We start from the raw sequence: 25881 nt of genomic DNA, 5'->3' as shown, positions 1-25881 counted from the left end.
GGGCGCCCGGCGGCGATGTCGGTGGGAGCACCGTCCGGGGCGGGTGGCAGGATCGACGTCATGTCCGATCTGCGCGATCCCGCTCCCTACGACGCCCTGCTGCTGCTCTCCTTCGGCGGCCCCGAAGGCCCGGACGACGTGGTCCCGTTCCTGGCGAACGTGACCCGGGGCCGGGGCATCCCCGAGGAACGGCTGAAGGAAGTCGGAAAGCACTACTTCCTGTTCGGCGGCGTCAGCCCGATCAACGCCCAGAACCGGGCCCTGCTGGACGCCCTGCGCGAGGACTTCGCCGAGCACGGCCTGGACCTGCCGGTGTACTGGGGCAACCGCAACTGGGCGCCGTACCTCACCGACACCCTGCGCGAGATGGTCCGGGACGGGCGCCGCCGCGTCGCCGTCCTCGCCACCAGCGCCTACGCCTCCTACTCCGGCTGCCGGCAGTACCGGGAGAACCTCGCGGAGTCACTGGCCGCCCTGGAGGCCGAGGGGCTGCCCGTGCCGCGGGTCGACAAGCTCCGGCACTACTTCAACCACCCCGGGTTCGTGACCCCCATGGTGGACGGCGTCCTCGCCGCCCTGGCCGACCTCCCCGAAGACGTACGGGCCGGGGCGCACCTCGCCTTCACCACGCACTCCATCCCCATCTCCGCCGCCGACACCTCCGGCCCCGCGGACGCGCACGGCGACGGCGGCGCCTACGTGGCCGAGCACCTCGACGTCGCCCGGCTGATCGTCGACGCGGTGCGCGAGGAGACCGGCGTCGAGCACCCCTGGAAGCTCGTCTACCAGTCGCGCAGCGGCGCCCCGCACATCCCGTGGCTGGAACCCGACATCTGCGACCACCTGGAGGCGCTGCACGCGGACGGCGTGCCCGCCGCGGTGATGGCCCCCATCGGTTTCGTTTCCGACCACATGGAAGTGCTCTACGACCTCGACACGGAGGCCACCGCGAAGGCCGCCGAGCTGGGCCTGCCGGTGCGCCGGTCCGCGACCGTGGGCGCCGACCCCCGGTTCGCCGCGGCGGTGCGCGACCTGGTGCTGGAACGGGCCGCCACCGAGCGGGGACAGGTACGGGAGCGCTGCGCCCTGGGCGCGCTCGGCCCCGGCTACGACCTGTGCCCGGTCGGCTGCTGCCCGGCCAGGGCCCCCAAGCCCGCCGCGGCGGGCTTGGACAGCCCCTACGCGTGAGCCCGGCCGGCGGCGGGGCCCGGAGTAGCCCCGCCGCCCGCCGCGCCGAGAGACCGCCGTACGCCCACGATCCCGGGAGCGCCGTGACCGACCCGAACCCGACCGAACTGCTCGACCTCGCCCTGGAGGCAGCCCGCCGCGCGGGCGCGCTGCTCCGCGACGGCCGCCCGGCCGACCTGGGCGTGGCCGCGACCAAGTCCAGCCCGATCGACGTCGTCACCGAGATGGACATCGCCGCCGAGAAGCTGATCACCGACTTCCTCACCGGACACCGCCCGCAGGACGGCCTCCTCGGCGAGGAGGGGGGCGGCACGGAGGGCAGCAGCGGGATCCGCTGGGTCGTCGACCCGCTCGACGGCACCGTGAACTACCTGTACGGGCTGCCCACCTGGGCCGTCTCCATCGCCGCCGAACGCGACGGCGAGCGGATCGTGGGCGTGGTGGAGGTCCCGATGCGCCGCGAGACCTACCACGCGGTCCTCGGCGGCGGGGCGTACGTACGGGGCGACGCGCACGGCGAGGACACCGCGCTGCGCCACCGCCCCGCGCCGCCGCTCGACCAGGCGCTCGTCTCGACCGGGTTCAACTACGTCGGTCTCGTCCGCGCCCACCAGGCGGACGTGGCCCGGAGGCTGATCCCGCGGCTGCGCGACATCCGGCGCGGCGGCTCGGCCGCCGTGGACCTCTGCGACGTGGCGGCGGGCCGGCTCGACGGCTACTACGAGCGCGGCCTGCACCCCTGGGACCTGGCCGCGGGCGACCTCATCGCCCGGGAGGCGGGGGCGCTCACCGGGGGCCGTCCCGGGCTGCCCGCCGACGGCGACCTGGCGATCGCCGCGTCCCCCGGCGTCTTCGAGCCGTTGCAGGCCCTCCTGGAGGAGTACGGGGCCTGGCACGACTGAGGGCCGTCCCTGCGGGCCCGGCCGGGAACGCCCGCGGAGGGCCTCCCGGGCCCCACGCGTGAGGAGGGCCCCCGACGCCGTCGGGGGCCCTCCTCACGCGCTGCTCAGGCGCTCGTGGCGCCGATCTCCACGCCGTGCTCGGCGGCGAGGCGGTGCAGATCGTCCAGCTCGCTCTGCTCGACGTCCGCGAGGAAGTCGTCGCCCGTCTCGCGGGCTCTCGTGAGGTCGGACTCGGTGGTCCTGATGCGTTGCAGCAGACCTGCGGTGAAAGCGTCCATAATGCGCCCCCTCATCGTGGGTCGGTGGCACGGGGGTGTGCCCGGGTTTCCCTCCGCGCCGAGGCGGTAGGGCGGGTGATCACGCGCTCTCCGGGGACGGAGTGGCCTGTGGCACGCCACATTCAAGGCGCGATCGCGGGTGTGAATGCGTCCTCCCCGGGCCAAAGCTCAGGGAAACCTCAACTGGCCCGAAAATCCGGTGAATTCCCCCGGGGCACGGGTCGGCGGGGGTCGCCTTACCGCCGGTTTATGCGCGTTGCGGGCAGGATGGAGCCGCACGGACCCGTGCCGATCACCGTCCGTGTCGCGGACCGTGTTCGCTTCGACACTCACTGAGTTTTTCCTAGGAAGGACAGCGCCGTGCGCGTACTCGTCGTGGAGGACGAGCAGCTGCTCGCCGATGCGGTGGCCACCGGACTGCGCCGGGAGGCCATGGCCGTCGATGTCGTGTACGACGGTGCCGCGGCCCTGGAGCGCATCGAGGTCAACGACTACGACGTCGTGGTGCTGGACCGGGACCTGCCCCTGGTGCACGGCGACGACGTCTGCCGCCGGGTCGTCGAGCTCGGCATCCCCACCCGGGTGCTGATGCTCACGGCCTCCGGGGACGTCAGCGACCGGGTCGAGGGCCTGGAGCTGGGGGCCGACGACTACCTGCCCAAGCCGTTCGCCTTCACCGAGCTCACCGCCCGGGTCCGGGCCCTGGGCAGGCGTACGACGGTGGCGCTGCCGCCCGTCCTGGAGCGCGCGGGCATCAAGCTCGACCCCAACCGGCGCGAGGTCTTCCGCAACGACGTGGAGATCCAGCTCGCGCCGAAGGAGTTCGCCGTGCTGGAGGTCCTGATGCGCAGCGAGGGCGCCGTCGTCTCGGCCGAGCAGCTGCTGGAGAAGGCCTGGGACGAGAACACCGACCCGTTCACCAACGTCGTACGGGTCACGGTCATGACGCTGCGGCGCAAGCTCGGCGAGCCACCGGTGATCGTCACCGTGCCCGGTTCCGGTTACCGGATCTGATCGCCCGTGCCCCCCGTTCCCGCGCCGCCGACGGCGCCCCCGAAGCCCACCTGGGAGCCCAAACCGCAGGAGCCGCCCTACTGGCTGCGCCCGACCATCCGGATACGGCTCACGCTGCTCTACGGCGGCATGTTCCTGATCGCGGGCATCCTGCTGCTCTCGATCATCTACATGCTGGCCGCGCAGGCCCTGCACGTGGGCAGCGAGCTGCCGTTCAAGATCGTCAACGGTCAGGTGACCAGCGAGGTCTGCAACCTGCCCGAGAAGGCGTCCCCGGAGGCCTTCAACGCGGCGATGAACTCGTGCGTCAACCACCAGCGCCAGCAGGCGCTGGACACCCTCCTGAACCGCTCGCTGCTGGCCCTGGTCGGCCTCAGCGTCATCGCCTTCGCCTTCGGCTACGCGATGGCCGGCCGGGTGCTCTCCCCGCTGGGCCGGATCACCCGGACCGCCCGCCAGGTGGCCGGAACCGATCTGTCCCGCCGGATCGAGCTGGACGGCCCGGACGACGAGCTGAAGGAGCTCGCCGACACCTTCGACGAGATGCTCGACCGACTGGAGCGGGCCTTCACGGCCCAGCAGCGGTTCGTCGGGAACGCCTCGCACGAGCTGCGCACCCCGCTCGCGATCAACCGCACGCTGCTGGAGGTCCACCTCTCCGACCCCCAGGCCCCACCGGAGCTGAAACAGCTGGGCAAGACGCTGCTGGCCACCAACGAGCGCAGCGAGCAGCTCGTGGAGGGGCTGCTGCTGCTGGCCCGCAGCGACAACCAGATCGTCGAGCGCAAGCCGGTCGACCTCGCCGAGGTGGCCTCGCGCGCGATCGACCAGACGCGGGGCGAGGCCGAGGACCGGGGGGTGGAGATCCGCGGCGAGCGGGCCCCGGCGGTCGTCCAGGGCAACGGCGTCCTGCTGGAGCGGATCGCGCTGAACCTCGTGCAGAACGCCGTGCGCTACAACATCCCCGAGGGCGGCTGGGTGGAGGTCGCCACCGAGCTGCGGAGCGGGCAGGCCCTGCTGACGGTCTCGAACACGGGTCCCGTGGTGCCCGCGTACGAGATCGACAACCTCTTCGAGCCCTTCAGACGGCTGCGTACGGAGCGGACGGGCAGCGACAAGGGGGTGGGACTCGGCCTGTCGATCGCGAGATCCGTGGCGCGCGCCCACGGCGGCCGTATCATCGCGGAGCCCCGCGAGGGCGGGGGGCTTGTGATGCGCGTCTCACTGCCGGTCTGACCGGCAGGTCGGACCGATCCTTGGGCGAAGCAGTTTGTTCGCTTTGAGCGGAATTTTCGGGAGTCGCTCCCGGGAGTGCCGTGTGTGATCGATCACAGAAGCGAATTTCTGCCCGTCAACGCTCCGTGATCAGGAACCTTGCCCGAAAACCCGTAAAAGTCGGGGTTTTCGAGGCTTGGGGTCACGGGAAGTACACGGGGTGGCGCCCGTGGAGCACGACGCGGGGACCGTGTACGGTCCCCTTCGCCACCCAAGCTGATCGCTCCCGAGCGGTCCTTTTGGGTGTCGATTGAGTAACAGACCTTGATGTGAGGCAAAATCTCCGCCTCGGGTCGGGCACAAGTCCGGCCTCTCACGCGTTACGAGCGCTGAGACACCGCAGACACCCAGAGGGGGAGAGCGACATGGCAACGGATTACGACACCCCACGCAAGACCGACGACGACGTCGATCAGGACAGCCTGGAGGAGCTCAAGGCTCGCCGGAGCGACAAGACCGCCTCCGCCGTCGACGTCGACGAGTTCGACGCGGCCGAAGGACTGGAGCTGCCCGGCGCGGACCTGTCCAATGAGGAACTCGCCGTCCGGGTCCTGCCCAAGCAGGCCGACGAGTTCACCTGCATGAGCTGCTTCCTCGTACACCACAGGAGCCAGCTCGCGCGCGAGAAGAACGGCCAGCCGATCTGCCGCGACTGCGACTAGGTCGCGCCGACCGTGGCAGGCGACACACCCTTCCGGAAGCGACGCTTGCGGCGCAAGAGGTCGTCGGAGACGCATCAGGGCGGCACAGGCCCGGCAGAGGGCGCGACAGCGTCCGCCGAGCGGTCCGCCCTGCCGCACTCCCCGGACGGGTGGGACGACGGGCGGGGCCGACCGGCCTCGCTCGAAGCGGCCCCGGCGGTCATGGCGACCGAAGGAGCCGGCCCGGCCGGAGGGGTCGAACGGATCGGCAGGACGGAGCCCGTGACCGGGGCAGGCCGTCTGAATTCGATGAAACGAGGTGTGCGCAGGAGCGGGGAGAGCGCCAAGGCGGTGATCGGCCACATCGCCGATCTGATCATCGAGACCGCTCCCCGCGTCCCCGTGCGCGACCTCGCCACACTGCGCAGGCAGTTCCCCGGCCTGGGGCCGGAGGAACTCGCGGACAAGCTCATCGCGGGCGCGAGCAAGGGCACCGCCGCCGTCGGCGCAGGTATCGGCGCGGCGGCCATGATGCCCGTACCGCCCGTCATGCTCGCCGAGCTGACGGCGGAGATCACCGGGGTGGCCGCGATAGAGATGAAGCTCGTCGCCGAGCTGCACGAGGTCTACGGGCTGCGCCCGCCGGGCGGACTCGTCCAGCGTTCCGGCGCCTACCTCACCTCCTGGACGGAGGAACGCGGCATCGACGTCAGCCGCCCCATGACGGTGAACGCGGCGCTGGGCGGCCAGATGAAGCGCGAGCTGCGCCAGCAGATCATGAAACGCATGGTGCGCGACCTGCCCAACCTGATGCCCTTCATGATCGGCGCCGCCGTCGGCGCGGTGATGAACCGGCGCGACACCAGGAAGCTCGCCGAACGGGTCAGGAAGGACCTGCGCGAGCGCCAGGTCCCCTGGGACCGGCTGCCGGCGCTGCCCCCACTGGAGCAGCCGCAGCACCCGCACGAGGTGATCCGGGGCGAGCTGGAGGGCTGAGGGCCCCGGGCCGGCCCGGGCACGCCGGGAAGGGCGTGCGACGGCCGCGGCCGGGCCCTGGAAGGGCCCGGCGGGTTCCGCCCGGCGGCTACGCCCGTACGGCCGTGAGCGCCGCCACCAGGGCCTGCGGCTCACGGGTGGACAGATAGACGTACGGAGTCGGGTCCTGCGGGTCGGTGACCTCGATCCGGACCGCCGTCGGGATGTAGCTGCGCAGCAGCATGAACGCGCGGGTGTCCGCCTTGTACGAGCGCCACGCGCGCGCCTCCTCCCCCTCCAGCACCTCGGCCTCGCCGAGCGCCGTCACCGGGATCCGCGCGTCGCCCGCCACCAGGGCGCCCCCCACCACCCGGACCCTGGCCGAACCGTAGGAGCTGACCGCGACCGCCGTCAGGGCCGTGCCGCCCACCAGACCGGCCAGCAGCGGCACGGTGCCCAGCGGTAGCAGCATCAGGGCGCAGGCGATGCCGACCAGGAAGGCGATGAGCCACCAGGAGCGGGGCGCGGTCAGTCGTTCGTCGAAAGGCGGCGGGGAAGGCTGCATGGTCCCAAGCTTGGCACGGTGCGGCCCGCGGACAGCCGCGCGGGTAAGGTCTGCGCCTGTGAGTGGAACATCTGAGGCCCTGAAGCCCCCGGCCGACGCGGTGAAACCGGTCCGGCATCCCGAAGCCCCGGCCCCGGGCGAACTCCTCGGTGCGCACTACGAACACTGTTTCGGTTGCGGAGAGGGGCAGCCGCATGGGCTGCACCTCCAGACGCGGGCCGGCGACGGTGTCCGCGTCACCGCCGAGTTCACCGTGCAGGCCGCCCATCAGGGCGCCCCGGGACTGGCGCACGGCGGCATCCTGGCCACCGCGCTGGACGAGACGCTCGGCTCGCTGAACTGGCTGCTGCGGGTGATCGCCGTGACCGGACGGCTGGAGACCGACTTCGTGCGCCCGGTGCCGGTGGACACCGTGCTGCACCTCGACGCCGAGGTCGTCGCGGTGCACGGCCGGAAGATCTACTCACGGGCGACCGGCCGGATCGGCGGCCCGGACGGGCCCGTGGCGGTCCGAGCCGAGGCCCTCTTCATCGAGGTCAAGGTCGACCACTTCATCGAGAACGGCCGCCCGGCCGAGATCCGGGCCGCGATGGCCGACCCCGACCAGGTCAAGCGCGCCCGTGCATTCGAGGTGAACCCCTGATGCGCCACCCCGTGGACGTACTGATCCGCCGGATCGACCCGGAAGTGCCGATTCCGGCCTACGGGCACCCGGGCGACGCCGGAGTCGATCTGGTGACCACCGAGGCCGTCGAACTCGCTCCGGGCGAGCGGGCGGTGCTGCCCACCGGCGTGGCGATCGCGCTGCCCGACGGGTACGCCGCGTTCGTGCACCCGCGCTCCGGCCTCGCGGCCCGCTGCGGAGTCGCCCTGGTGAATGCCCCGGGGACGGTTGATGCCGGGTACCGTGGAGAGATCAGGGTGATCGTCATCAATCTCGACCCGCGTGAGCCCGTGCGGTTCGACCGGTTCGACCGGATTGCCCAACTGGTTGTCCAGCAGGTCGAGAAGGTGCGCTTCCACGAGGTGGCGGAGCTTCCCGGCTCGGCTCGCGGCGCCGGAGGCTTCGGATCCACCGGAGGACATGCTTCCGGTGATGTCGATGGTGTCGGGGACGGGATCACCCGGGGCGGGAACAGCTACGCTTCGGTCGTACCCGACCGGGAAGGACAGTGACGTGTTCGGACGTCGCAAGAAGAGTGGTTCCGCCGAGGACGTGGCGGGCGAAGCGCGCGAGGCCGAGCAGGTCGTCGACGAGCTCGATGACGCGGACGGGGCCGACAGCGGCCCGCAGCGGGTGAATCTCCCGCCGGCACCGCGGCCGGACGGGCCGTGGGACGTCTCCGAGGTCTCCCAGCCCGGCGAGGGCCGGGTCGACCTGGGCGGCATCTTCGTGCCCGGCGTCGAGGGCATGGAGCTGCGCGTCGAGGTGGCCGGTGACGCGATCGTCGCCGCGACCGTGGTGCTGCGCGACAGCGCCATCCAGCTGCAGGCCTTCGCCGCCCCCAAGAAGGAGGGCATCTGGGGCGAGGTCCGTGAGGAGATCGCCACCGGCATCACCCAGCAGGGCGGGATCATCGACGAGGTCGAGGGTCCGCTGGGCTGGGAGCTGCGTGCCCAGGTGCCCGTACAGCTCCCGGACGGCACGAACGGCGTGCAGCTGGTGCGGTTCGTCGGTGTCGACGGACCCCGCTGGTTCCTGCGCGGAGTCATTTCCGGCCAGGGCGCCGTCCAGCCGGAGGCCGCCGGGCTGCTGGAGACGATCTTCCGGGACACCGTGGTCGTCCGTGGCGAGGGCCCGATGGCCCCGCGCGACCCGATCGTCCTCAAGCTGCCCAACGACGCCCAGATGGTGCCCGAGGGCGTCCAGCAGGAGGACCAGGAGAGCTCCAGGTTCTCCGGTGACATGGGCCGGCTCCAGCGCGGCCCCGAGATCACCGAGGTGCGCTGAGCAGGGCCGGGCAGCCGCCCGGCACGGCTTCGGCCGGTGGGCCGCATCCCCTTCGAGGGGGTGCGGCCCACCGGCCGTTCCGCGTCCGGGAACGGAGGACCGGCGGTGTGCGGAAGGCGCGTGTATGGGGCGCGTATCGGCCACGTATGCGCGCCGTCAAAGGCCCGCCGTTCCCCGTAAGGAAGCCATCAACGCAGGCCGGAGCGGCTGCGGCGGGAGGTTTGCTCAAGAGGTCAGAGAAATCCGTACCTCATCTAGGAGCACACGATGGCCGATGTGGCCTTCGTCGTCACCACGATCGCGGTGTTCGCGCTGGTGGCTCTGGTCGCCAAGGGGGTGGCCAGGCTGTGACCGTCGAAAACGTCGTCGGCCTCGCCGTGGCCGCCGCCCTGCTGGGCTACCTCGTCCTCGCCCTTCTGTACCCGGAGAGGTTCTGAGCACGATATGAGCCCCGTCCTCGCCGGTGTGCTCCAGGTCCTCGCGCTCGTCGTGGCGCTGGGACTGGTGTACCGCCCGCTCGGCGACCACATGGCCCGCGTCTACTCCTCGAAGAAGCACCTCCGCGTCGAGAAGTGGATCTACCGGGCCATCGGCGTCGACCCGAACACCCGGATGCGCTGGCCCGCGTATCTGCGGGGTGTGCTCGCCTTCTCCGCGGTGAGCGTCCTCTTCCTGTACCTGCTCCAGCGGCTCCAGGGCGCCCTGCCCGGCTCGCTCGGCTTCGTCTCGATCGACCCGGACCAGGCGTTCAACACGGCGGCGTCCTTCGTCGCGAACACCAACTGGCAGTCGTACTCCGGCGAACAGGCCATGGGCCACGTCGTGCAGACCGGCGGCCTGGCCGTGCAGAACTTCGTCTCGGCCGCCGTCGGCACAGCCGTCGCGGTGGCCCTGGTACGGGGCTTCGCCGGGTCCCGCACCGGTGAACTCGGCAACTTCTGGGCCGACCTGGTGCGTGGCACCGTGCGGATCCTGCTGCCGATCGCGGTGGTCGGAGCCCTGGTGCTCGTCGCCTGCGGCGTGATCCAGAACTTCTCCGGCATCCACGAGGTCGGGCAGTTCACCGGCGGTTCGCAGCAGTGGAACGGCGGTGCGGTGGCCTCCCAGGAGGTCATCAAGGAACTGGGCACGAACGGCGGCGGCTACTTCAACGCCAACTCGTCCCACCCGTTCGAGAACCCCAACGGCCTGTCCAACCTCTTCGAGATCTTCCTGATCCTGGTCATCCCCTTCGCGCTGACCCGCACCTTCGGCCGGATGGTCGGCTCGCTCAAGCAGGGCTACGCGATCCTCGGCACCATGGCCACCATCTGGCTGGGCTTCACCGCCCTGATGATGTGGGCCGAATACGCCCACCACGGCCCCGCGTTCGACATCGCGGGCGGGGCGATGGAGGGCAAGGAGACCCGGTTCGGGATCGCCGGCTCGTCGATCTTCGCCGTGGCCACCACACTCACCTCCACCGGCGCGGTGAACTCCTTCCACTCCTCGTACACCGGTCTCGGCGGCGGCATCACCATGCTCGGCATGCAGCTGGGCGAGATCGCGCCCGGCGGGGTCGGCTCCGGCCTCTACGGCATGCTGGTCATGGCGGTCATCGCCGTGTTCATCGCCGGACTGATGGTCGGCCGCACGCCCGAGTACCTCGGCAAGAAGATCGGCACCCGCGAGATCAAGCTCGCCGCCTGCTACATCCTGATCACCCCGGCGCTGGTGCTCTGCTTCACCGCCGCGGCGATGGCACTGCCCACCCCGCCCCACTCGATGCTGAACTCCGGCGCGCACGGCTTCTCCGAGGTCCTCTACGCCTACACCTCGGGCGCGAACAACAACGGTTCCGCGTTCGCCGGGCTGAGCGCGGACACGCAGTGGTTCAACACCACGATCGGCCTCGCGATGCTGCTCGGCCGGTTCCTGCCGATGGTGTTCGTCCTCGCGCTGGCCGGCTCGTTCGCTGAGCAGAAACCCGTACCGGTCACCACGGGAACCCTGGGCACGCACCGGCCGCTGTTCAGCGGCCTGCTGGCCGGCACAATCCTGATCATCACCGGTCTCACCTACTTCCCGGCGCTCGCGCTGGGACCGCTCGCCGAAGGGCTGGCGTCATGATCACTCGTACGGAACAGGAGGACCCGGTGTCCACCGTCACCCCCACCCGGGCACCGCACCGGGACGCGCCCGCGGAACAGCGGGGCCAAGGACGCGTCGGCGGGGGCCTGTTCGACCCCGCGCAGCTGGTCCGGTCCCTGCCCGACGCCGTGCGCAAGCTCGACCCCCGGGTGATGGCCAAGTCCCCGGTGATGTTCGTGGTACTGGTCGGCTCGGTGTTCACGACCGTGCTGGCGTGCCTGGAGCCGGGGGAGTGGTTCGGCTGGGCGATCGCGGCCTGGCTGTGGCTGACCACGATCTTCGCCAACCTGGCGGAGGCGGTCGCCGAAGGACGCGGCAAGGCGCAGGCCGACACACTGCGCAGGGCCAGGACCGGCACCGTCGCGCGGCGGCTGACCGGCGGGAACGAGGAGCGGGTGCCCGGCACCGAGCTGTGCGTCGGTGACCTGGTGGTCTGCGAGGCCGGCGACATCATCCCGGGCGACGGAGACGTCGTCGAGGGCGTCGCGAGCGTGGACGAGTCCGCGATCACCGGCGAGTCCGCCCCCGTCATCCGGGAGTCCGGCGGCGACCGCAGCGCCGTCACCGGGGGCACGAAGGTGCTCTCCGACCGCATCGTCGTCAAGGTCACCACCAGGCCCGGCGAGACCTTCATCGACCGCATGATCGCCCTGGTCGAGGGCGCCGCCCGGCAGAAGACGCCCAACGAGATCGCGCTGAACATCCTTCTCGCCTCCCTCACCGTCGTCTTCCTGCTCGCCGTCGTCACCCTCCAGCCCTTCGCGGTGTACGCCGGGCAGGAACAGTCGATGATCGTGCTGACCGCGCTGCTGGTCTGCCTGATCCCGACCACCATCGGCGCGCTGCTCTCCGCCATCGGCATCGCCGGCATGGACCGCCTCGTCCAGCGCAACGTCCTCGCGATGTCGGGGCGTGCCGTCGAGGCCGCCGGGGACGTGTCGACGCTGCTGCTCGACAAGACCGGCACCATCACCCTCGGCAACCGGCAGGCCGCCGAGTTCGTACCCGTGAAGGGCACGACCGCGGCCGAACTGGCCGACGCCGCCCAGCTGTCCTCGCTCGCCGACGAGACGCCGGAGGGCCGCTCGATCGTCGTGCTCGCCAAGGAGAGGTACGGGCTGCGCGAACGCCACCGGGGCGAGCTGTCCGGCGCCGAGTGGGTGGCCTTCACCGCCCGGACCCGGATGTCCGGCGTCGACGTGGACGCACGCAAGGTCCGCAAGGGGGCGACCGGCTCGGTCGTCGCCTGGGTCGAGGAACGTGGCGGCACCGTCGCGCGGGAGGCGCAGGAACTCACCGACACGATCTCCTCGGTGGGCGGCACACCGCTGCTGGTGGCCGTGGAGGACGGGCGCGGCGCCCGGGTCCTCGGCGTCATCCACCTCAAGGACGTCGTCAAGGAGGGCATGCGGGAACGATTCGCCGAGCTGCGCCGGATGGGCATCAGGACGGTCATGATCACGGGTGACAACCCGCTGACCGCCAAGGCCATCGCCGAGGAGGCCGGCGTCGACGACTTCCTCGCCGAGGCCACGCCCGAGGACAAGATGGCCCTCATCAAGCGCGAACAGGCGGGCGGCAAGCTCGTCGCCATGACCGGCGACGGCACCAACGACGCCCCCGCCCTCGCCCAGGCGGACGTCGGGGTGGCCATGAACACCGGCACCTCGGCCGCCAAGGAGGCCGGGAACATGGTGGACCTGGACTCCAACCCCACCAAGCTGATCGAGATCGTCGAGATCGGCAAGCAACTGCTCATCACCCGGGGCGCGCTGACGACCTTCTCCATCGCCAACGACGTCGCGAAGTACTTCGCGATCATCCCCGCGATGTTCGCCGTGGTGTACCCGGGCCTGGACAGGCTCAACATCATGCAGCTGTCCTCGCCCCAGTCCGCGATCCTCTCGGCGGTGATCTTCAACGCGCTGATCATCGTCGCCCTGGTGCCGCTCGCCCTGAAGGGCGTGCGCTACCGGCCCAGCGGCGCCGACTCGATGCTCCGGCGCAACCTCGGGATCTACGGACTCGGCGGACTGGTCGCCCCGTTCATCGGCATCAAGATCATCGACATGATCATCTCCCTCGTACCCGGGCTGCACTGAATCTAGGAATCGGCTGACCTGCCATGAACAACTCCGTAGCAAACACCGCCCGGTTGCTCTGGGCCGGGCTGCGCGCCCTGCTCGTCCTCACCGTCGTCTGCGGCGTGCTCTACCCGCTCGCCGTCACCGGCGTCGCCCAGGGCGTCTTCCCCGACCGGGCCAACGGCTCCGAGATCACCGCGAACGGCGAGGTCGTCGGCTCCGAACTCATCGGCCAGCGCTACGACCTCCCGCTGGAGAAGGGACAGGAGACCGCGGCCCCGGACCTCAAGTGGTTCCAGCCGCGCCCCTCCGACGGCCTGGGCACCAACAGCGTCAACACCCGGTACAAGCTGCTCCTGTCCGGCGCGACCAACCGCTCCGGCGACAGCGAGGAACTCGTCGACCAGGTCACCGCCGCCAAGGCCGCCGTCGTGAAGGACAACTCCGTCCCCGGCCACCCCGTCAGCCCCTCGGACGTGCCGGCCGACGCCGTCACCTCCTCGGGCTCCGGCCTCGACCCGGACATCTCCCCGCAGTACGCACGGCTCCAGGTACGCCGGGTGGCCGAGCGCAACCACCTGCCCGTCGACCGGGTGGAGAAGCTCGTCGAGCAGCACACCGACGGCCGGATCCTCGGCTTCGTCGGGGAGCCGAGGGTCAACGTCCTCCGGCTCAACATTGCCCTCGACCGGCTGGTGAACGGAGGCTGAGGACGCGCGCGAGCAGCGGGGCGCGGGGAAGGATCCCCGCGCCCCGCCCGCCCGTTCACCGCCCCGGCGTGCCCAGGGAGCCGGGGTAGAGGTACTTCCGCGGCGGGACGACCGTGCCGTCCACCCACGCCGCGAAGAAGCCCCGGAGGTCCTTGCCCGAGACCTTCGCGGCCAGCGCCTCGAACTGCCGGAACGAGGCGTTGCCGTGGGCGTGGACGCGAGTCCAGGTCCTGAGCATCCCGAAGAACGCCCCGTCGCCCACCGTGCGCCGCAGGGCGTGCAGCATCAGCGAACCCTTGGAGTACAGCGCGGGGTCCAACTCCCTTCCCGGGCCCGGGTCGTAGAGCCGGACGGACCAGAACGACGGGTCGTCCGCGCTCGCCCCGACCTCGGACCGGTAGTAGTCCTCGTCGAGGTCGGCGCCCTTGTGCTCCTCCCACAACTGCCCGGCGTACTGGGCGAAGCACTCCGCAATGCAGCCGTCCCGCCAGTCCTTGAACGAGACGCTGTCGCCGAACCACTGGTGGGCGTTCTCGTGGACCACCGAGGCGTCGAAGAGCATGCCGCCGCCGTACGTGGGGCGGGTCTGCGTCTCCAGGGCGAGGGGGGCGTCGGTGGGTTCCTTCGTGGCACCGACGAGGACGGCGCCCGCCGACGAGAAGGGGTACGGGCCGAACTTCGTGGTCAGGAAGTCCAGGATCTCCGTCTGCTCGGCCTCCGCCGCCGGATCGATGACGGTGTCCCGGCCGTACGCGGTGATCACCGGTGTCCCGGCGGCCGTCAGCCCGCGGTGGACGGTGAACCGGTCGACGGCGACCGTGCTCAGGTACGTCGCCATCGGCCGGTCCTCGGACCAGCGGAAGGTCTTCTCGCCGCGGTCGGTGGTGACCGGCCCCGGCAGGCCGTTGCCGACAACCGTCCAGCCCTCGGGCACGGTCGCGGTCAGGGCGAAAGTGGCCTTGTCGGACGGATGGTCGTTGGCGGGGTACCAGGAGGTCGCCGAGTGCGGTTCGCCGGCGACGTACGCGCCGCCGTCGCGCAGGGTGTGCCAGCCCTCCGGGTCGGGCCTGCCCGCGTACGCCACCCGGACCGCGAACGTCGAGCCCTTCGCGACCGGGCGGGCCGGGGTGACGACCAGCTCGTGGGCGCCGGACCGGGAGAAGGACTTCGCCGGGGCGCCGTTCACCTCGACCGATGCCACGGCGAAGCCCTTGAGGTCCAGGCCGAAGCGGTCCAGACCGTGCAGGGCACGGGCGGTGACGGTGGTGACGCCGTCCAGACGGTCCGGGCGCGCCGGGTCGTAGGCGATCCGGACGTCGTAGTGGGACACGTCGTAGCCCGGATTGCCGTCGTCGGGGAAGTACGGGTCGCCGACGCCCGGCCCGCCGGGGGCGGCCGAGGCGGGGAGCGTGGTCAGGGCGACGCCGCTCACGGCCGCGGCCACGAGGGCGGCCTTGAGGCGCCGGTTCAGCGGTCTGCGCATGTCTTGTCTCCTGCGGGATTCGGGGGATCAGTTCCGGGGAGTGGTGGCGGCGAGCTTCCACAGCACGCCCACGAGGGCGTCGGTGCTGGTCTTCTCCGTCCCCGGATCCACGTTGGCGAGGTCGTCGCACGCCTCGTGGATGCAGTCGGAGATGCCGGTGCTGAAGCCGGACGACGGGATGCCCGCGTCGCCGAACGACTCGTGGTCCGAGCCGCCGACCCCGATCTCGAAGGTGGGGACGCCCCGCGCGGCGAACCACTCCTCGAACGCCTGCCGGGCCTCGGTCCCGCCGTGCTCGTCGTCGTGGACCACGAGCCACTTGTCGGTGTTCCTGCTGCCCGTCTGGTCGAAGTTGAGGTAGACGTCGATCCTGCGGCGCTCGGTGGCGGAGAGCTTCTTCACGTAGTCCGCGGAGCCGATCAGCCCCGGCTCCTCGGCGCCCCACCAGGCGAACCGGAGGTGCCGCTCGGGCCTCAGCCCCGATTCGGCCACCTGGAGGGCGGCGGCCAGGACCGCGGCCGACCCCGAGCCGTTGTCGTTGATTCCCGGGCCCTCCGCGACGCTGTCGAGGTGGGCGCCGGTCAGCAGCACGTGGTCCGGGTCCCCGCCCGGCCAGTCGGCGATCAGGTTGTGCCCGGGGACGCCGTCGTGGACGAAGGGCACCAGCGCCGTACGGAAACCGGCCCGGTCCAGGGCCCTTTTCACGTACGCCACCGAGGCCGCGTACCCCTTCGTGCCGTGCGCGCGGTTGCCGCCGTTGCGGTCGGCGATGCGCTGGAGGGCACGGAGGTGGGACATCACCCGCTGCTCCGGGACCGTCGGGGCGGCCGTGCCGGCCGGGGCGGCGGCGGGGGCCCGGGCGTCCGCGACGGCGGCGGGGACCGCCGACAGGACCAGGGCGAGCCCGAGGGCTCCGACGGCCGGCCGGGACAGGATTCTTCGTGGCATCGCGCAGCCTTTCGGGTACGGGGCGGGGCGCCCCGGTGGACCCGGGCAAGGCTGGCCGTCCGGTGTCAGGAAGTTGTCGGGAAGCGGTAGTGCTCCGATGAGGAAGCCGTACGAGCCTGCGAACAAAGGGAATTGATGGGAAGTCAGTAATGGGGTGGAGGCCTGTCGCCGCTCCGCCCGGGGCCCCGTACCCCTCGCGCCCCTCCCGCCCGGAGCGGTGCCGGCGGACAGGAAACCGGCGGCGGACGATCGCCGGTCACCGCCCCGGCGATTGTCCGGCCCGCACCCATTGCACATACTGGCGGCCGACGGGATCTCGCACGTACGGGGAGAGACATGACCGAGACCAACGGCCGGACGGGTACGGACGGACAGGGTGGCACCGCCGTCGCCGAGGCACCGACCGGCGGGCCCATGGTCCGGGTCGAGGACCTGCACCGCTCCTACGGCTCCGGCGCCGGAGCCGTCCACGCGCTGCGCGGGGTGTCCTTCGAGGTGCCGCGGGGGGAACTCGTCGCGCTCAAGGGACGCTCGGGTTCCGGCAAGACCACCCTGCTCAACCTGCTCGGCGGGCTCGACCGCCCCGACAGCGGACGGATCACCATCGACGGCACGGACCTCGCCGAGCTCGGCGAGGACGGACTGCTGGAACTGCGCCGGGACCGGATCGGCTTCGTCTTCCAGTCGTTCGGCCTGATCCCGATCCTGACCGCGGCGGAGAACGTCGGCGTGCCCATGCGGCTGCGCAAGGAGGATCCGCGCGAGCGCGAGGAACGGGTGGCCCTGCTGCTCTCCCTGGTCGGCCTGGCCGACCACGCGGCCCAGCGCCCCGGCGAGCTCTCCGGCGGCCAGCGCCAGCGCGTGGCGATCGCGCGGGCGCTCGCCAACCGGCCCGCGCTGCTGATCGCGGACGAGCCGACCGGCCAGCTCGACGCGGAGACCGGGCTCGCGGTGATGGAACTGCTGCGGGCGGTGGTGCGGAGCGAGGGCGTCAGCGCCCTGGTGGCGACCCACGACGCCCAGCTGCTGGGGCTGGCGGACCGGGTGCTGGAGCTGAGCGACGGGCACATCGTCGAGAACTGAGCGAGGGGCACGCCTGCCGGCGGCGGGCGGGGGACGGCCGGGGCGGGGGAGAGGTGCCCGCGACGCGGCGGGACGGCCCCGCCGCCCGGGCCGGGGCGTCAGAATCCTGTCAATTCGGTCCCCGGCCCCACCCCCGTGTCCCATTCGCCGGGAATCCTCGGGGTAGCGTCGAAGCGACTGCCGGATCGGACGCAGTCGCTCGCGCAGAAGACAATGGGGCCATGGGACGCGGCAAGCTTCGGATCTACCTGGGTGCGGCACCCGGCGTCGGCAAGACGTACGCGATGCTCTCCGAGGCCCATCGACGGGTGGAACGGGGCACCGACTGCGTCGTCGCCTTCGTGGAGCACCACGACCGGCCGCGCACCGAGGTCATGCTGCACGGCCTGGAGCAGGTCCGGCGGCGCGAGATCGAGTACCGCTCCACCGTCTTCACCGAGATGGACGTCGACGCCGTCCTGGAACGCGCCCCGGCCGTCGCCCTGGTGGACGAACTGGCACACACCAATGTGCCGGGCTCCCGCAACGCCAAACGCTGGCAGGACGTCGAGGAACTCCTCCAGGCCGGCATCGACGTGATCTCCACGGTCAACATCCAGCACCTGGAGTCGCTCGGCGACGTCGTCGAGTCGATAACCGGCGTACGGCAGCGCGAGACCGTCCCCGACGAGGTCGTCCGCAGGGCCGACCAGCTGGAACTCGTCGACATGTCGCCCCAGGCGCTGCGCCGCCGGATGGCCCACGGCAACATCTACAAGCCGGACCGGATCGACGCCTCCCTGTCCAACTACTTCCGCCCCGGCAACCTCACCGCCCTGCGCGAGCTGGCCCTGCTCTGGGTCGCCGACCGGGTCGACGAGTACCTCCAGCAGTACCGCGGCGAACACAACATCCGCACCACCTGGCAGGCCCGCGAACGCATAGTCGTCGGCCTGACCGGCGGACCCGAGGGCCGCACGCTCATCCGCCGCGCCTCCCGGATGGCGGCCAAGGGCTCGGGCAGCGAGATCCTCGCCGTCTACATCGCCCGCAGCGACGGACTGACCTCGGCCTCGCCCAAGGAACTCACCGTCCAGCGCACCCTCGTGGAGGACCTCGGCGGCACCTTCCACCACGTCATCGGCGACGACATACCGTCGGCGCTCCTGGAATTCGCACGCGGGGTGAACGCCACGCAGATCGTCCTCGGCTCCAGCCGCCGCAAGGCATGGCAGTACGTCTTCGGACCGGGTGTGGGCGCCACCGTGGCCCGCGAGTCCGGACCCGACCTCGACGTGCACATCGTCACCCACGAGGAGGTCGCCAAGGGGCGCGGTCTGCCCATCGCCCGCGGGGCCCGGCTGGGCCGGGCCCGGATCATCTGGGGCTGGCTGGTCGGTGTGGGCGGCCCGGCCCTCCTCACGCTGCTCCTGGCCACTTTGGACAGCGGCCCCGGACTCGCCAACGACGTCCTGCTCTTCCTCTTCCTGACCGTGGGCGCCGCGCTGATCGGCGGACTGCTGCCCGCCCTGGCGTCGGCCGCGGTGGGCTCGATGCTGCTGAACTACTGGTTCACGCCGCCCACCCACACCCTGACCGTCCAGGACCCGGAGAACTTCGTCGCCATCGTGATCTTCTTCGCGGTGGCGGTCGCGGTGGCCTCGGTCGTCGACCTGGCGGCGCGCCGCACGCACCAGGCGGCCCGGCTGCGCGCCGAGTCGGAGATCCTCTCCTTCCTGGCCGGCAGCGTGCTGCGCGGCGAGACGACGCTGGACGCGTTGCTGGACCGGGTCCGCGAGACCTTCGGCATGGAGTCCGTCGCCCTGCTGGAGCGCACGAGCGACGTCGATCCCTGGACGTGTGCCGGGAGCGTCGGGCCGGGCCCGGTGGCCCGGCCGGAGGACGCCGACGCGGACATGCCCGTCGGTGACCACATGGCGCTCGCGCTCTCCGGGCGGGTGCTGCCCGCCGAGGACCGCAGGGTGCTCGGCGCGTTCGCCGCCCAGGCAGCCGTCGTACTGGACCGGCAGCGGCTGGTCGACGAGGCGGAGGAGGCCCGCCGGCTCGCCGAGGGCAACCGGATCAGGACCGCGCTGCTGGCCGCCGTCAGCCACGACCTGCGCACCCCGCTCGCCGCCATCAAGGCCGCCGTCAGCTCCCTGCGCTCCGACGACGTCGCCTGGTCCGACGAGGACGAGGCCGAGCTGCTGGAGGGCATCGAGAACGGCGCCGACCGCCTCGACCACCTGGTCGGCAACCTCCTGGACATGTCCCGGCTCCAGACCGGCACCGTCACCCCGCTGATCCGCGAGATCGACCTCGACGAGGTGGTCCCGATGGCGCTCGGCGGCGTACCGGAGGACAGCGCCGACCTGGACGTGCCCGAGAGCCTGCCCATGGTCGCGGTCGACCCCGGCCTGCTGGAACGGGCCGTCGCCAACATCGTCGAGAACGCCGTCAAGTACAGCCCTCCCGGGCAGCGCGTCACGGTGGCCGCCAGCGCGCTCGGCGAACGCGTCGAACTGCGGGTGGCCGACCGCGGCCCCGGCGTCCCCGACGAGGCCAAGGAACGCATCTTCGAGGCGTTCCAGCGCTACGGCGACGCCCCGCGCGGCGTCGGCGTCGGACTGGGTCTCGCCGTGGCCCGCGGCTTCGTCGAGTCCATGGGCGGCACCCTGGACGCCGAGGACACCCCCGGCGGCGGCCTCACGATGGTGCTGACCCTGAAGGCGGCGCCGGGGCACGTCCCGGTCGGCCCCGGCCTGCCCGCGCGGACCGTCCCGTGAGCACCCGGCGCGCGCCGTGCCGCGCACCCCGCGCCGCGCCCGCGCACCCCGCCCCATGATTCCCGACCCCACGATTCCCGCGACGAAGTCCCCGGTCCCCACGAGGTCCGGGGAGACCGCCGTACAGCAGAAAGGCAGGGCCCCCATGACCCGGGTGCTCGTGGTCGACGACGAGCCGCAGATCGTACGCGCCCTCGTGATCAACCTGAAGGCGCGCAAGTACGAGGTGGACGCGGCGCCCGACGGTGCGACCGCCCTCCAGCTCGCCGCCACCCGCCACCCCGACGTCGTCGTCCTCGACCTCGGACTGCCCGACATGGACGGCGTCGAGGTGATCAAGGGGCTGCGCGGCTGGACCAGGGTGCCGATCCTGGTGCTCTCCGCCCGCCACACCTCCGACGAGAAGGTCGAGGCCCTGGACGCGGGCGCCGACGACTACGTCACCAAGCCGTTCGGCATGGACGAGCTGCTCGCCCGGCTGCGCGCCTCCGTGCGCCGGGCCGAACCCGTCGGACAGCAGGGCTCCGACGACGTGGTGCTCGTCGAGACCGAGGGGTTCACCGTCGACCTCGCGGCGAAGAAGGTCCACCGCGACGGACGCGACGTGCGGCTCACCCCCACCGAATGGCACCTGCTGGAGGTCCTGGTCCGCAACAGCGGCCGGCTGGTCAGCCAGAAGCAGCTGCTCCAGGAGGTCTGGGGACCCTCGTACGGCACCGAGACCAACTACCTGCGGGTCTACATGGCCCAGCTGAGGCGCAAGCTGGAGGCCGACCCCTCGCACCCCCGGCACTTCGTCACCGAGCCGGGCATGGGCTACCGCTTCGAGCGCGGCTGACCCGGGGCCGGACCCGTCGCGTGCCCCTTCCGTGCCGTGCGGTGAACCCGGGCTTCTCACCCGGTCGGGTGAGACCCGGGACACCCGCTCGGAGCAGTCGGGACCGGTACCCTTCGGGTATGAGTGCTGTTCCCCGATCCGAGAAGCAGGGCAAGGCGGACAAGCCGTCGAGCCGCTTCCGTCGGATGCTCGACCGGTTGTCCAGCTCCCAGGAGGACCTGGAGTCCGAGGAGCTTCAGGAGGACGCGCAGGCCTCGGGCTGCACGCGGATCTCCGAATGCACCGACCGGCAGATCGTGAAGGTGACTGGTACCTTGCGGACCGTCACCCTGCGGCCGCGCGCCGGAGTGCCCGCCCTGGAGGCGGAGCTCTTCGACGGCACCGCACCGCTGGACGTCGTCTGGCTGGGCCGGCGCTCCATCGTGGGCATAGAACCGGGCCGCAGGCTCATCGCCTCGGGCCGGATCGCCATGAGCCACGGGCGCCGGGTGCTGTTCAACCCCAAATACGAACTCCGACCGCTCGGCAAGGAGTAGCCGGTGACGTCTTCCGACAAGCCGTCGTCCGACACGGACCCCACCACCCGCCCCGACTCGCAGGACGCCGATACGAAGGCCGTCACGGAGGCCGCGCTCTTCGAGGCGTTCGGCGGCGTCCGGGGCATGGTGGAGACGGTCGTTCCCGGACTGCTGTTCGTCACCGTCTTCACGATCAACAAGGATCTGACCGCCTCGGCCGTCGCGGCCCTGGCGGTCTCCCTGGCCCTGGTCGTCGTCCGGCTGATCCGCAAGGACACCGTCAAGCACGCCTTCAGCGGCGTCTTCGGCGTGGCCTTCGGCGTGGCCTTCGCGAAGATGACGGGCAACGCCAAGGACTTCTATCTGCCGGGCATGCTCTACACGCTCGGCCTGGCGCTCGCCTATCTGATCACCACCCTCGCCGGGGTGCCGCTGATCGGCCTGATCCTGGGCCCGGTCTTCAAGGAGAACCTCTCCTGGCGGACCAGGAACCCCGGCCGCAAGAAGGCGTACGCCAAGGCCAGCTATGCCTGGGGACTGATCCTGCTCGCCAAGTGCGCGATCCTCTTCCCGCTGTACTGGTGGGCCGACACGACCCAGTTCGGCTGGGTCCTGGTCGCCCTGAAGATCCCGCCGTTCCTCCTCGCGGTCTATCTGACCTGGGTCTTCCTTGCCAAGGCGCCGCCGCCCATCGACGTCTTCGCCGAGATGGAGGCCGAGGAGCGGGCCGAGAAGGAGCGCAAGGCCGAGAAGGAGCGAGAGGCGGCAGCGGCCGCCGCGGCCCGCGACGGGGAGTACCGGGAGTACTGAGGCACCGGGACGTCACGCGTCCCGCACGACGACCGACGGGAGGGCCCGGACCGTGTCACACGGTCCGGGCCCTCCCGTCGGTCGTACGCGGTCAGTCGTCCGAACCGTCGCCCCGGCGCACCGACAGCAGGTCCTCCAACTGCTCCTCGCGCGCCTGCGCGGCCACGAACAGCAGCTCGTCACCGGCCTCCAGGGTCTCCTCGGTGCTCGGCGTCAGCACGCGCTGCCCGCGGATGATGGTGACCAGCGAGGTGTCCTCGGGCCAGGCCACCTGACCGACCCGGGTGCCTGCCAGCGCCGACTCCGGCGGCAGCGTCAGCTCGACCAGGTTGGCGTCGCCGTGGCTGAAGCGCAGCAGCCGGACCAGATCGCCGACGCTCACCGCCTCCTCGACCAGCGCCGACATCAGCCGCGGCGTGGAGACCGCCACGTCGACGCCCCATGCCTCGTTGAACAGCCACTCGTTCTTCGGGTTGTTGACCCGGGCGACCACCCTCGGCACGCCGTACTCGGTCTTGGCGAGCAGCGAGACGACCAGGTTCACCTTGTCGTCCCCGGTCGCGGCGATCACGACGTTGCAGCGCTGCAACGCCGCCTCGTCGAGCGAGGTGATCTCGCAGGCGTCGGCCAGCAGCCACTCGGCCATCGGCACCCGCTCCACCGAGATGGCGGTCGGCGCCTTGTCGACGAGCAGCACCTCGTGCCCGTTCTCCAGCAGCTCGCCCGCGATGGAACGCCCCACCGCACCGGCCCCGGCAATCGCGACACGCATCAGTGACCGCCCTCCTCAGGACCCTCGGCGAAGGCCGCCTCGACCTTCGCGATCTCGTCCGTACGCATCATCACGTGGACCAGGTCGCCCTCCTGCAGAACCGTCTGCGAGGTGGGCAGGATGGCCTCGCCCAGCCGGGTGAGGAACGCGACGCGGACGCCCGTCTCCTCCTGGAGCGTGCTGATCTTGTGGCCGATCCAGGACGGCGTGGTGTGCACCTCCGCGAGCTGCACACCGCCGCTCGGGTCCCGCCACAGCGGCTCGGCGCCCGACGGCAGCAGCCTGCGCAGCATCTGGTCGGCGGTCCAGCGCACGGTGGCGACCGTGGGGATGCCCAGCCGCTGGTAGACCTCGGCGCGCCGGGGGTCGTAGATCCGCGCCGCGACGTTCTCGATGCCGAACATCTCGCGGGCCACCCGGGCGGCGATGATGTTCGAGTTGTCGCCGCTGCTCACCGCGGCGAACGCACCGGCCTCCTCGATACCCGCCTCGCGGAGGGTGTCCTGGTCGAAGCCGACACCCGTGACGCGTCGTCCGCCGAACCCGGATCCGAGGCGGCGGAACGCCGTGGGGTCCTGGTCGACGACGGCGACCGTGTGCCCCTGCTGTTCCAGGGTCTGCGCGAGAGCGGCTCCTACTCGCCCGCAGCCCATGATGACGATGTGCACCTTGCGCCTACCTCGCACTCCTGGTCGTCCGGCTGACCTGCGAAAACACCCTGCTCACACTTCTTTCTCAGCTTGCCGGGCAAACAACGGGGCAACGGTTCGTCCCGTTGCCCAGGATGAGCTTATGCGGCCCGGAGTGCGAGACCTCATCCGAGTGCGCTTTCGCCGCGCGGGAGCCGGGGCCCCGGACACGAAGGGCTTTCCGCATGGGGCGGGGTCTTGAGCGCGACCCGAACAGACATCTAACATGTCAGTTCATGGAGACTCTGCGACCCGTCCGACGGACCCTGCTGCGGGACACCGCGTACGAGGCGATCCGCGACGCCATCGTCCGCGGCGACATCCCGCCCGGCGCCCCCGTCCGCGACGCGGATCTCGCCGAACGCCTCGGCCTCTCCCGGGCCCCGGTCCGCGACGCGCTGTCCAGGCTCTCCGGCGAGGGCCTCGTCGAGTCCAAGCCGCAGAGCTACACCCGGGTGACCCGGCTGGTGCCGCGCGACGTCCGGGACGCGGCGGCGGTCGTACGGGCCATGCAGGAACTGGCCGCCAGGACCGCGGTGCCCCGTCTCACGGACGCGGACGTCACCGCGATGCGCGAGGCCAACGACCGCTTCCGGGACGCGACCGGGCGCGGTGACGTCGCCGAGGCGCTGCGCGCCGACGACCGGCTCCACGAGGTCCTGGTCACCGCCTGCGACAACCGCGCCGTGGCCGCCACCGTCGAGCGGTACACCCCCTTGATCCGACGTCTGGAGTGGCGGCAGTTCGGCACGGCGAGCGCGGCGCACGGCTCGGCCGAACTGCACGACCGGCTGATCGAGGCGTGCGCCGAACGGGACGCCGAGGCCGCGGCCCGGATCACGGCCGAGATCTGGCGTGCGCTGGAAGAACTCGCCGACGAACCCGCCGCACCCGCCGCACCCGCCGAGCCGGCCGAACCCGCCGAACAGACCTGATTGTCCGAACGGCCCGGCCGGCTCCGGCCCGAACGCCCCGACGCCACACCGCCCGCGCCCCCGTCCCCGCAGCTCACCCACCCCGACCAAGGGAGCCCCGTGAACGCCGCATCGCCCACCCCCGCGCCCACGTCCACACCCGAGCCCGCATCCGCCTCCCTCTCCTCGTACGACCGCTACCCCCTGCTCTTCGGTCCCTCGCCGGTGCACCGTCTCGACCGGCTCACCGACCACCTCGGCGGCGCCGCGGTCTGGGCCAAGCGGGAGGACTGCAACTCCGGCATCGCCTACGGCGGCAACAAGACCCGCAAGCTCGAATACCTCGTGGCCGACGCCCTGGCCAAGGGCTGCGACACCCTCGTCTCCATCGGCGGCGTCCAGTCCAACCACACGCGCCAGGTCGCGGCGGTCGCCGCCCGCGCCGGCCTCAAGTGCGTACTGATCCAGGAGAGCTGGGTCGAGTGGCCCGACGCCGTCTACGACAAGGTGGGCAACATCCTCATCAGCCGTCTCGCCGGCGCCGACGTCCGGCTGGTGCGCGCCGGGTTCGGCATCGGCGTCAAGGAGAGCTGGGAACGGGCGCTGTGCGAGGTCGAGGAGGGTGGCGGCCGGCCGTACGCCATCCCCGCGGGCGCCTCCGACCACCCCCTGGGCGGGCTCGGCTTCGCCAACTGGGCGTACGAGGTCGCCGAGCAGGAGCGCGCGCTCGGCGTCTTCTTCGACACGGTGGTGGTCTGCTCGGTGACCGGCTCCACCCAGGCCGGCATGGTCGCGGGCTTCGCCGCGATCGAGGAGGCGGGCGGCCGTCCGCGGCGCGTCCTGGGCATCGACGCCTCCGCCGAACCCACTCGTACCCGCGAGCAGATCGCCCGGATCGCGGCCGGCACCGCCCGGCTCATCGGGGTGCGCCGGGAGATCACCGTCGAGGACGTCGAACTGGACGAGCGCTACCACGCGGGCACGTACGGCATCCCCGACGACACCACCCTCGACGCGATGCGCCTGGCCGCCCGCACCGAGGGCATGGTCACCGACCCGGTGTACGAGGGGAAGTCGATGGCCGGCACCGTCGACCTGGTGGCGCGCGGCGAGATCGCCCGCGATTCCACCGTCCTCTACGCCCACCTCGGCGGCCAGCCCGCGCTCAACGGCTACAGCGCCCTGTTCGCGGATGCCTGAGCGCGGGGCCGTCCCCGGCGGATTCCGGGTGTAACGGCTCAAAGGGTTCGGTTGCCCGGGGCCTGCCCCGGGCGCAAGGATTTCGTTAAGGATTTCGCGGCTCCTTCCGCCGAGCGCAGGAGATTGCGAGGCCACGCGCCCGACAGGT

The 25881-nt window shown here is 71.6% G+C and carries 26 protein-coding genes; 20 read left to right on the top strand and 6 right to left on the bottom strand.

From position 1 onward, the window contains the following. Window positions 1-60: 60 nt before the first annotated feature. Both ACFYW1_RS26495 and ACFYW1_RS26490 read left to right on the top strand, forming a co-directional pair. Window positions 61-1188 carry a ferrochelatase gene (locus ACFYW1_RS26495; RefSeq protein WP_388998122.1) on the top strand — a complete coding sequence of 376 codons (1128 nt, stop codon included), beginning with the start codon at window positions 61-63 and terminating at the stop codon, window positions 1186-1188. 83 nt (window positions 1189-1271) lie between these two features. Further along, entirely contained in the window at window positions 1272-2090 is an 819-nt protein-coding gene (locus tag ACFYW1_RS26490; RefSeq protein ID WP_388998119.1) for an inositol monophosphatase family protein, read from the top strand. Between the two features lie 104 nt (window positions 2091-2194). Here the strand turns inward: ACFYW1_RS26490 and ACFYW1_RS26485 are convergent, their stop codons facing one another. Next, window positions 2195-2368: a hypothetical protein gene (locus ACFYW1_RS26485; RefSeq protein ID WP_187438873.1), complete on the bottom strand. Its 174-nt coding sequence runs from the start codon at window positions 2366-2368 to the stop codon at window positions 2195-2197. Between the two features lie 360 nt (window positions 2369-2728). Between ACFYW1_RS26485 and ACFYW1_RS26480 the strand changes: the two genes are divergently transcribed. The 4 genes from ACFYW1_RS26480 (at window position 2729) to ACFYW1_RS26465 (ending at window position 6294) form a co-directional block, all read left to right on the top strand. Continuing rightward, entirely contained in the window at window positions 2729-3382 is a 654-nt protein-coding gene (locus tag ACFYW1_RS26480) for a response regulator transcription factor (RefSeq protein WP_148839883.1), read from the top strand. 6 nt (window positions 3383-3388) lie between these two features. After that, complete coding sequence (locus ACFYW1_RS26475) at window positions 3389-4618, top strand: sensor histidine kinase (protein ID WP_388998114.1); 1230 nt, start codon at window positions 3389-3391, stop codon at window positions 4616-4618. A gap of 404 nt (window positions 4619-5022) precedes the next feature. Beyond that, the gene (locus ACFYW1_RS26470; RefSeq protein WP_003965732.1) at window positions 5023-5319 is read left to right on the top strand and encodes a DUF4193 domain-containing protein; all 297 of its coding nucleotides are present in this window, start codon (window positions 5023-5025) and stop codon (window positions 5317-5319) included. Window positions 5320-5331: 12 nt separating this feature from the next. Continuing rightward, on the top strand, window positions 5332-6294 hold the full coding sequence (locus ACFYW1_RS26465; protein ID WP_388998110.1) for a hypothetical protein: 963 nt from the start codon (window positions 5332-5334) through the stop codon (window positions 6292-6294). Between the two features lie 88 nt (window positions 6295-6382). Here the strand turns inward: ACFYW1_RS26465 and ACFYW1_RS26460 are convergent, their stop codons facing one another. Further along, window positions 6383-6838, bottom strand: a complete 456-nt coding sequence (locus ACFYW1_RS26460; protein ID WP_388998107.1) for a DUF3093 domain-containing protein — start codon at window positions 6836-6838, stop codon at window positions 6383-6385. Window positions 6839-6896: 58 nt separating this feature from the next. Here ACFYW1_RS26460 and ACFYW1_RS26455 point away from each other — a divergent pair, with 58 nt between their 5' ends. The 7 genes from ACFYW1_RS26455 to ACFYW1_RS26425 all read left to right on the top strand — a co-directional run bounded on the left by ACFYW1_RS26455 (window position 6897) and on the right by ACFYW1_RS26425 (window position 13713). Further along, entirely contained in the window at window positions 6897-7481 is a 585-nt protein-coding gene (locus ACFYW1_RS26455; RefSeq protein ID WP_388998104.1) for a PaaI family thioesterase, read from the top strand. After that, window positions 7481-8014: a dUTP diphosphatase gene (gene dut / locus ACFYW1_RS26450; protein WP_388998101.1), complete on the top strand. Its 534-nt coding sequence runs from the start codon at window positions 7481-7483 to the stop codon at window positions 8012-8014. Before ACFYW1_RS26455 ends, dut begins: the two co-directional genes overlap by 1 nt. A 1-nt stretch (window position 8015) precedes the next feature. Beyond that, window positions 8016-8789: a DUF3710 domain-containing protein gene (locus ACFYW1_RS26445; RefSeq protein WP_388998098.1), complete on the top strand. Its 774-nt coding sequence runs from the start codon at window positions 8016-8018 to the stop codon at window positions 8787-8789. Window positions 8790-9136: 347 nt separating this feature from the next. Continuing rightward, window positions 9137-9226 carry a K(+)-transporting ATPase subunit F gene (gene kdpF / locus ACFYW1_RS26440; protein ID WP_388998095.1) on the top strand — a complete coding sequence of 30 codons (90 nt, stop codon included), beginning with the start codon at window positions 9137-9139 and terminating at the stop codon, window positions 9224-9226. A 7-nt stretch (window positions 9227-9233) separates the two neighbouring features. After that, a complete protein-coding gene (kdpA, locus tag ACFYW1_RS26435) occupies window positions 9234-10898 on the top strand; it encodes a potassium-transporting ATPase subunit KdpA (RefSeq protein WP_388998092.1) in 1665 nt (554 codons plus the stop codon). Further along, window positions 10895-13021 carry a potassium-transporting ATPase subunit KdpB gene (kdpB, locus tag ACFYW1_RS26430; protein WP_388998089.1) on the top strand — a complete coding sequence of 709 codons (2127 nt, stop codon included), beginning with the start codon at window positions 10895-10897 and terminating at the stop codon, window positions 13019-13021. Before kdpA ends, kdpB begins: the two co-directional genes overlap by 4 nt. Before the next feature lie 23 nt (window positions 13022-13044). After that, window positions 13045-13713, top strand: a complete 669-nt coding sequence (locus tag ACFYW1_RS26425; protein WP_388998086.1) for a potassium-transporting ATPase subunit C — start codon at window positions 13045-13047, stop codon at window positions 13711-13713. 55 nt (window positions 13714-13768) lie between these two features. Here ACFYW1_RS26425 and ACFYW1_RS26420 read toward each other — a convergent pair whose 3' ends face one another. Together ACFYW1_RS26420 and ACFYW1_RS26415 are read right to left on the bottom strand one after the other, a co-directional pair. Further along, entirely contained in the window at window positions 13769-15196 is a 1428-nt protein-coding gene (locus ACFYW1_RS26420) for a M1 family metallopeptidase (RefSeq protein ID WP_388998083.1), read from the bottom strand. 27 nt (window positions 15197-15223) lie between these two features. Continuing rightward, window positions 15224-16144, bottom strand: a complete 921-nt coding sequence (locus tag ACFYW1_RS26415) for a M20/M25/M40 family metallo-hydrolase (RefSeq protein ID WP_388998080.1) — start codon at window positions 16142-16144, stop codon at window positions 15224-15226. Between the two features lie 336 nt (window positions 16145-16480). Between ACFYW1_RS26415 and ACFYW1_RS26410 the strand changes: the two genes are divergently transcribed. From ACFYW1_RS26410 to ACFYW1_RS26390, 5 genes are all read left to right on the top strand, one after another. Beyond that, window positions 16481-17227 carry an ABC transporter ATP-binding protein gene (locus ACFYW1_RS26410; protein ID WP_388998077.1) on the top strand — a complete coding sequence of 249 codons (747 nt, stop codon included), beginning with the start codon at window positions 16481-16483 and terminating at the stop codon, window positions 17225-17227. Between the two features lie 221 nt (window positions 17228-17448). Then, window positions 17449-19992, top strand: coding sequence for an ATP-binding protein (locus ACFYW1_RS26405; protein ID WP_388998074.1), 2544 nt, complete (start codon window positions 17449-17451; stop codon window positions 19990-19992). Window positions 19993-20137: 145 nt separating this feature from the next. Then, entirely contained in the window at window positions 20138-20830 is a 693-nt protein-coding gene (locus ACFYW1_RS26400; protein ID WP_388998071.1) for a response regulator, read from the top strand. A gap of 119 nt (window positions 20831-20949) precedes the next feature. Beyond that, window positions 20950-21366, top strand: coding sequence for an OB-fold nucleic acid binding domain-containing protein (locus ACFYW1_RS26395; RefSeq protein WP_187438874.1), 417 nt, complete (start codon window positions 20950-20952; stop codon window positions 21364-21366). A 3-nt stretch (window positions 21367-21369) separates the two neighbouring features. Then, window positions 21370-22158 carry a DUF3159 domain-containing protein gene (locus ACFYW1_RS26390; protein ID WP_388998068.1) on the top strand — a complete coding sequence of 263 codons (789 nt, stop codon included), beginning with the start codon at window positions 21370-21372 and terminating at the stop codon, window positions 22156-22158. A gap of 91 nt (window positions 22159-22249) precedes the next feature. Here ACFYW1_RS26390 and ACFYW1_RS26385 read toward each other — a convergent pair whose 3' ends face one another. Further along, the gene (locus ACFYW1_RS26385; protein ID WP_388998065.1) at window positions 22250-22930 is read right to left on the bottom strand and encodes a potassium channel family protein; all 681 of its coding nucleotides are present in this window, start codon (window positions 22928-22930) and stop codon (window positions 22250-22252) included. Then, window positions 22930-23598, bottom strand: a complete 669-nt coding sequence (locus tag ACFYW1_RS26380) for a TrkA family potassium uptake protein (protein WP_124721011.1) — start codon at window positions 23596-23598, stop codon at window positions 22930-22932. The genes ACFYW1_RS26385 and ACFYW1_RS26380 overlap by 1 nt, the downstream gene beginning before the upstream one ends. Window positions 23599-23855: 257 nt before the next feature. Between ACFYW1_RS26380 and ACFYW1_RS26375 the strand changes: the two genes are divergently transcribed. Together ACFYW1_RS26375 and ACFYW1_RS26370 are read left to right on the top strand one after the other, a co-directional pair. After that, window positions 23856-24554, top strand: coding sequence for a GntR family transcriptional regulator (locus tag ACFYW1_RS26375; RefSeq protein ID WP_388998061.1), 699 nt, complete (start codon window positions 23856-23858; stop codon window positions 24552-24554). 99 nt (window positions 24555-24653) lie between these two features. Next, window positions 24654-25733, top strand: a complete 1080-nt coding sequence (locus ACFYW1_RS26370) for a 1-aminocyclopropane-1-carboxylate deaminase (RefSeq protein WP_388998058.1) — start codon at window positions 24654-24656, stop codon at window positions 25731-25733. The last annotated feature ends 148 nt before the right edge of the window (window positions 25734-25881 follow it).

Origin of the sequence: Streptomyces sp. NPDC002669 (genome assembly GCF_042889165.1) — a bacterium.
Classification (GTDB): Bacteria; Actinomycetota; Actinomycetes; order Streptomycetales; family Streptomycetaceae; genus Streptomyces.
The sequence above is the reverse complement of the archived record's forward strand: the minus strand, read 5'-3'. Positions and strand labels throughout refer to the sequence as shown.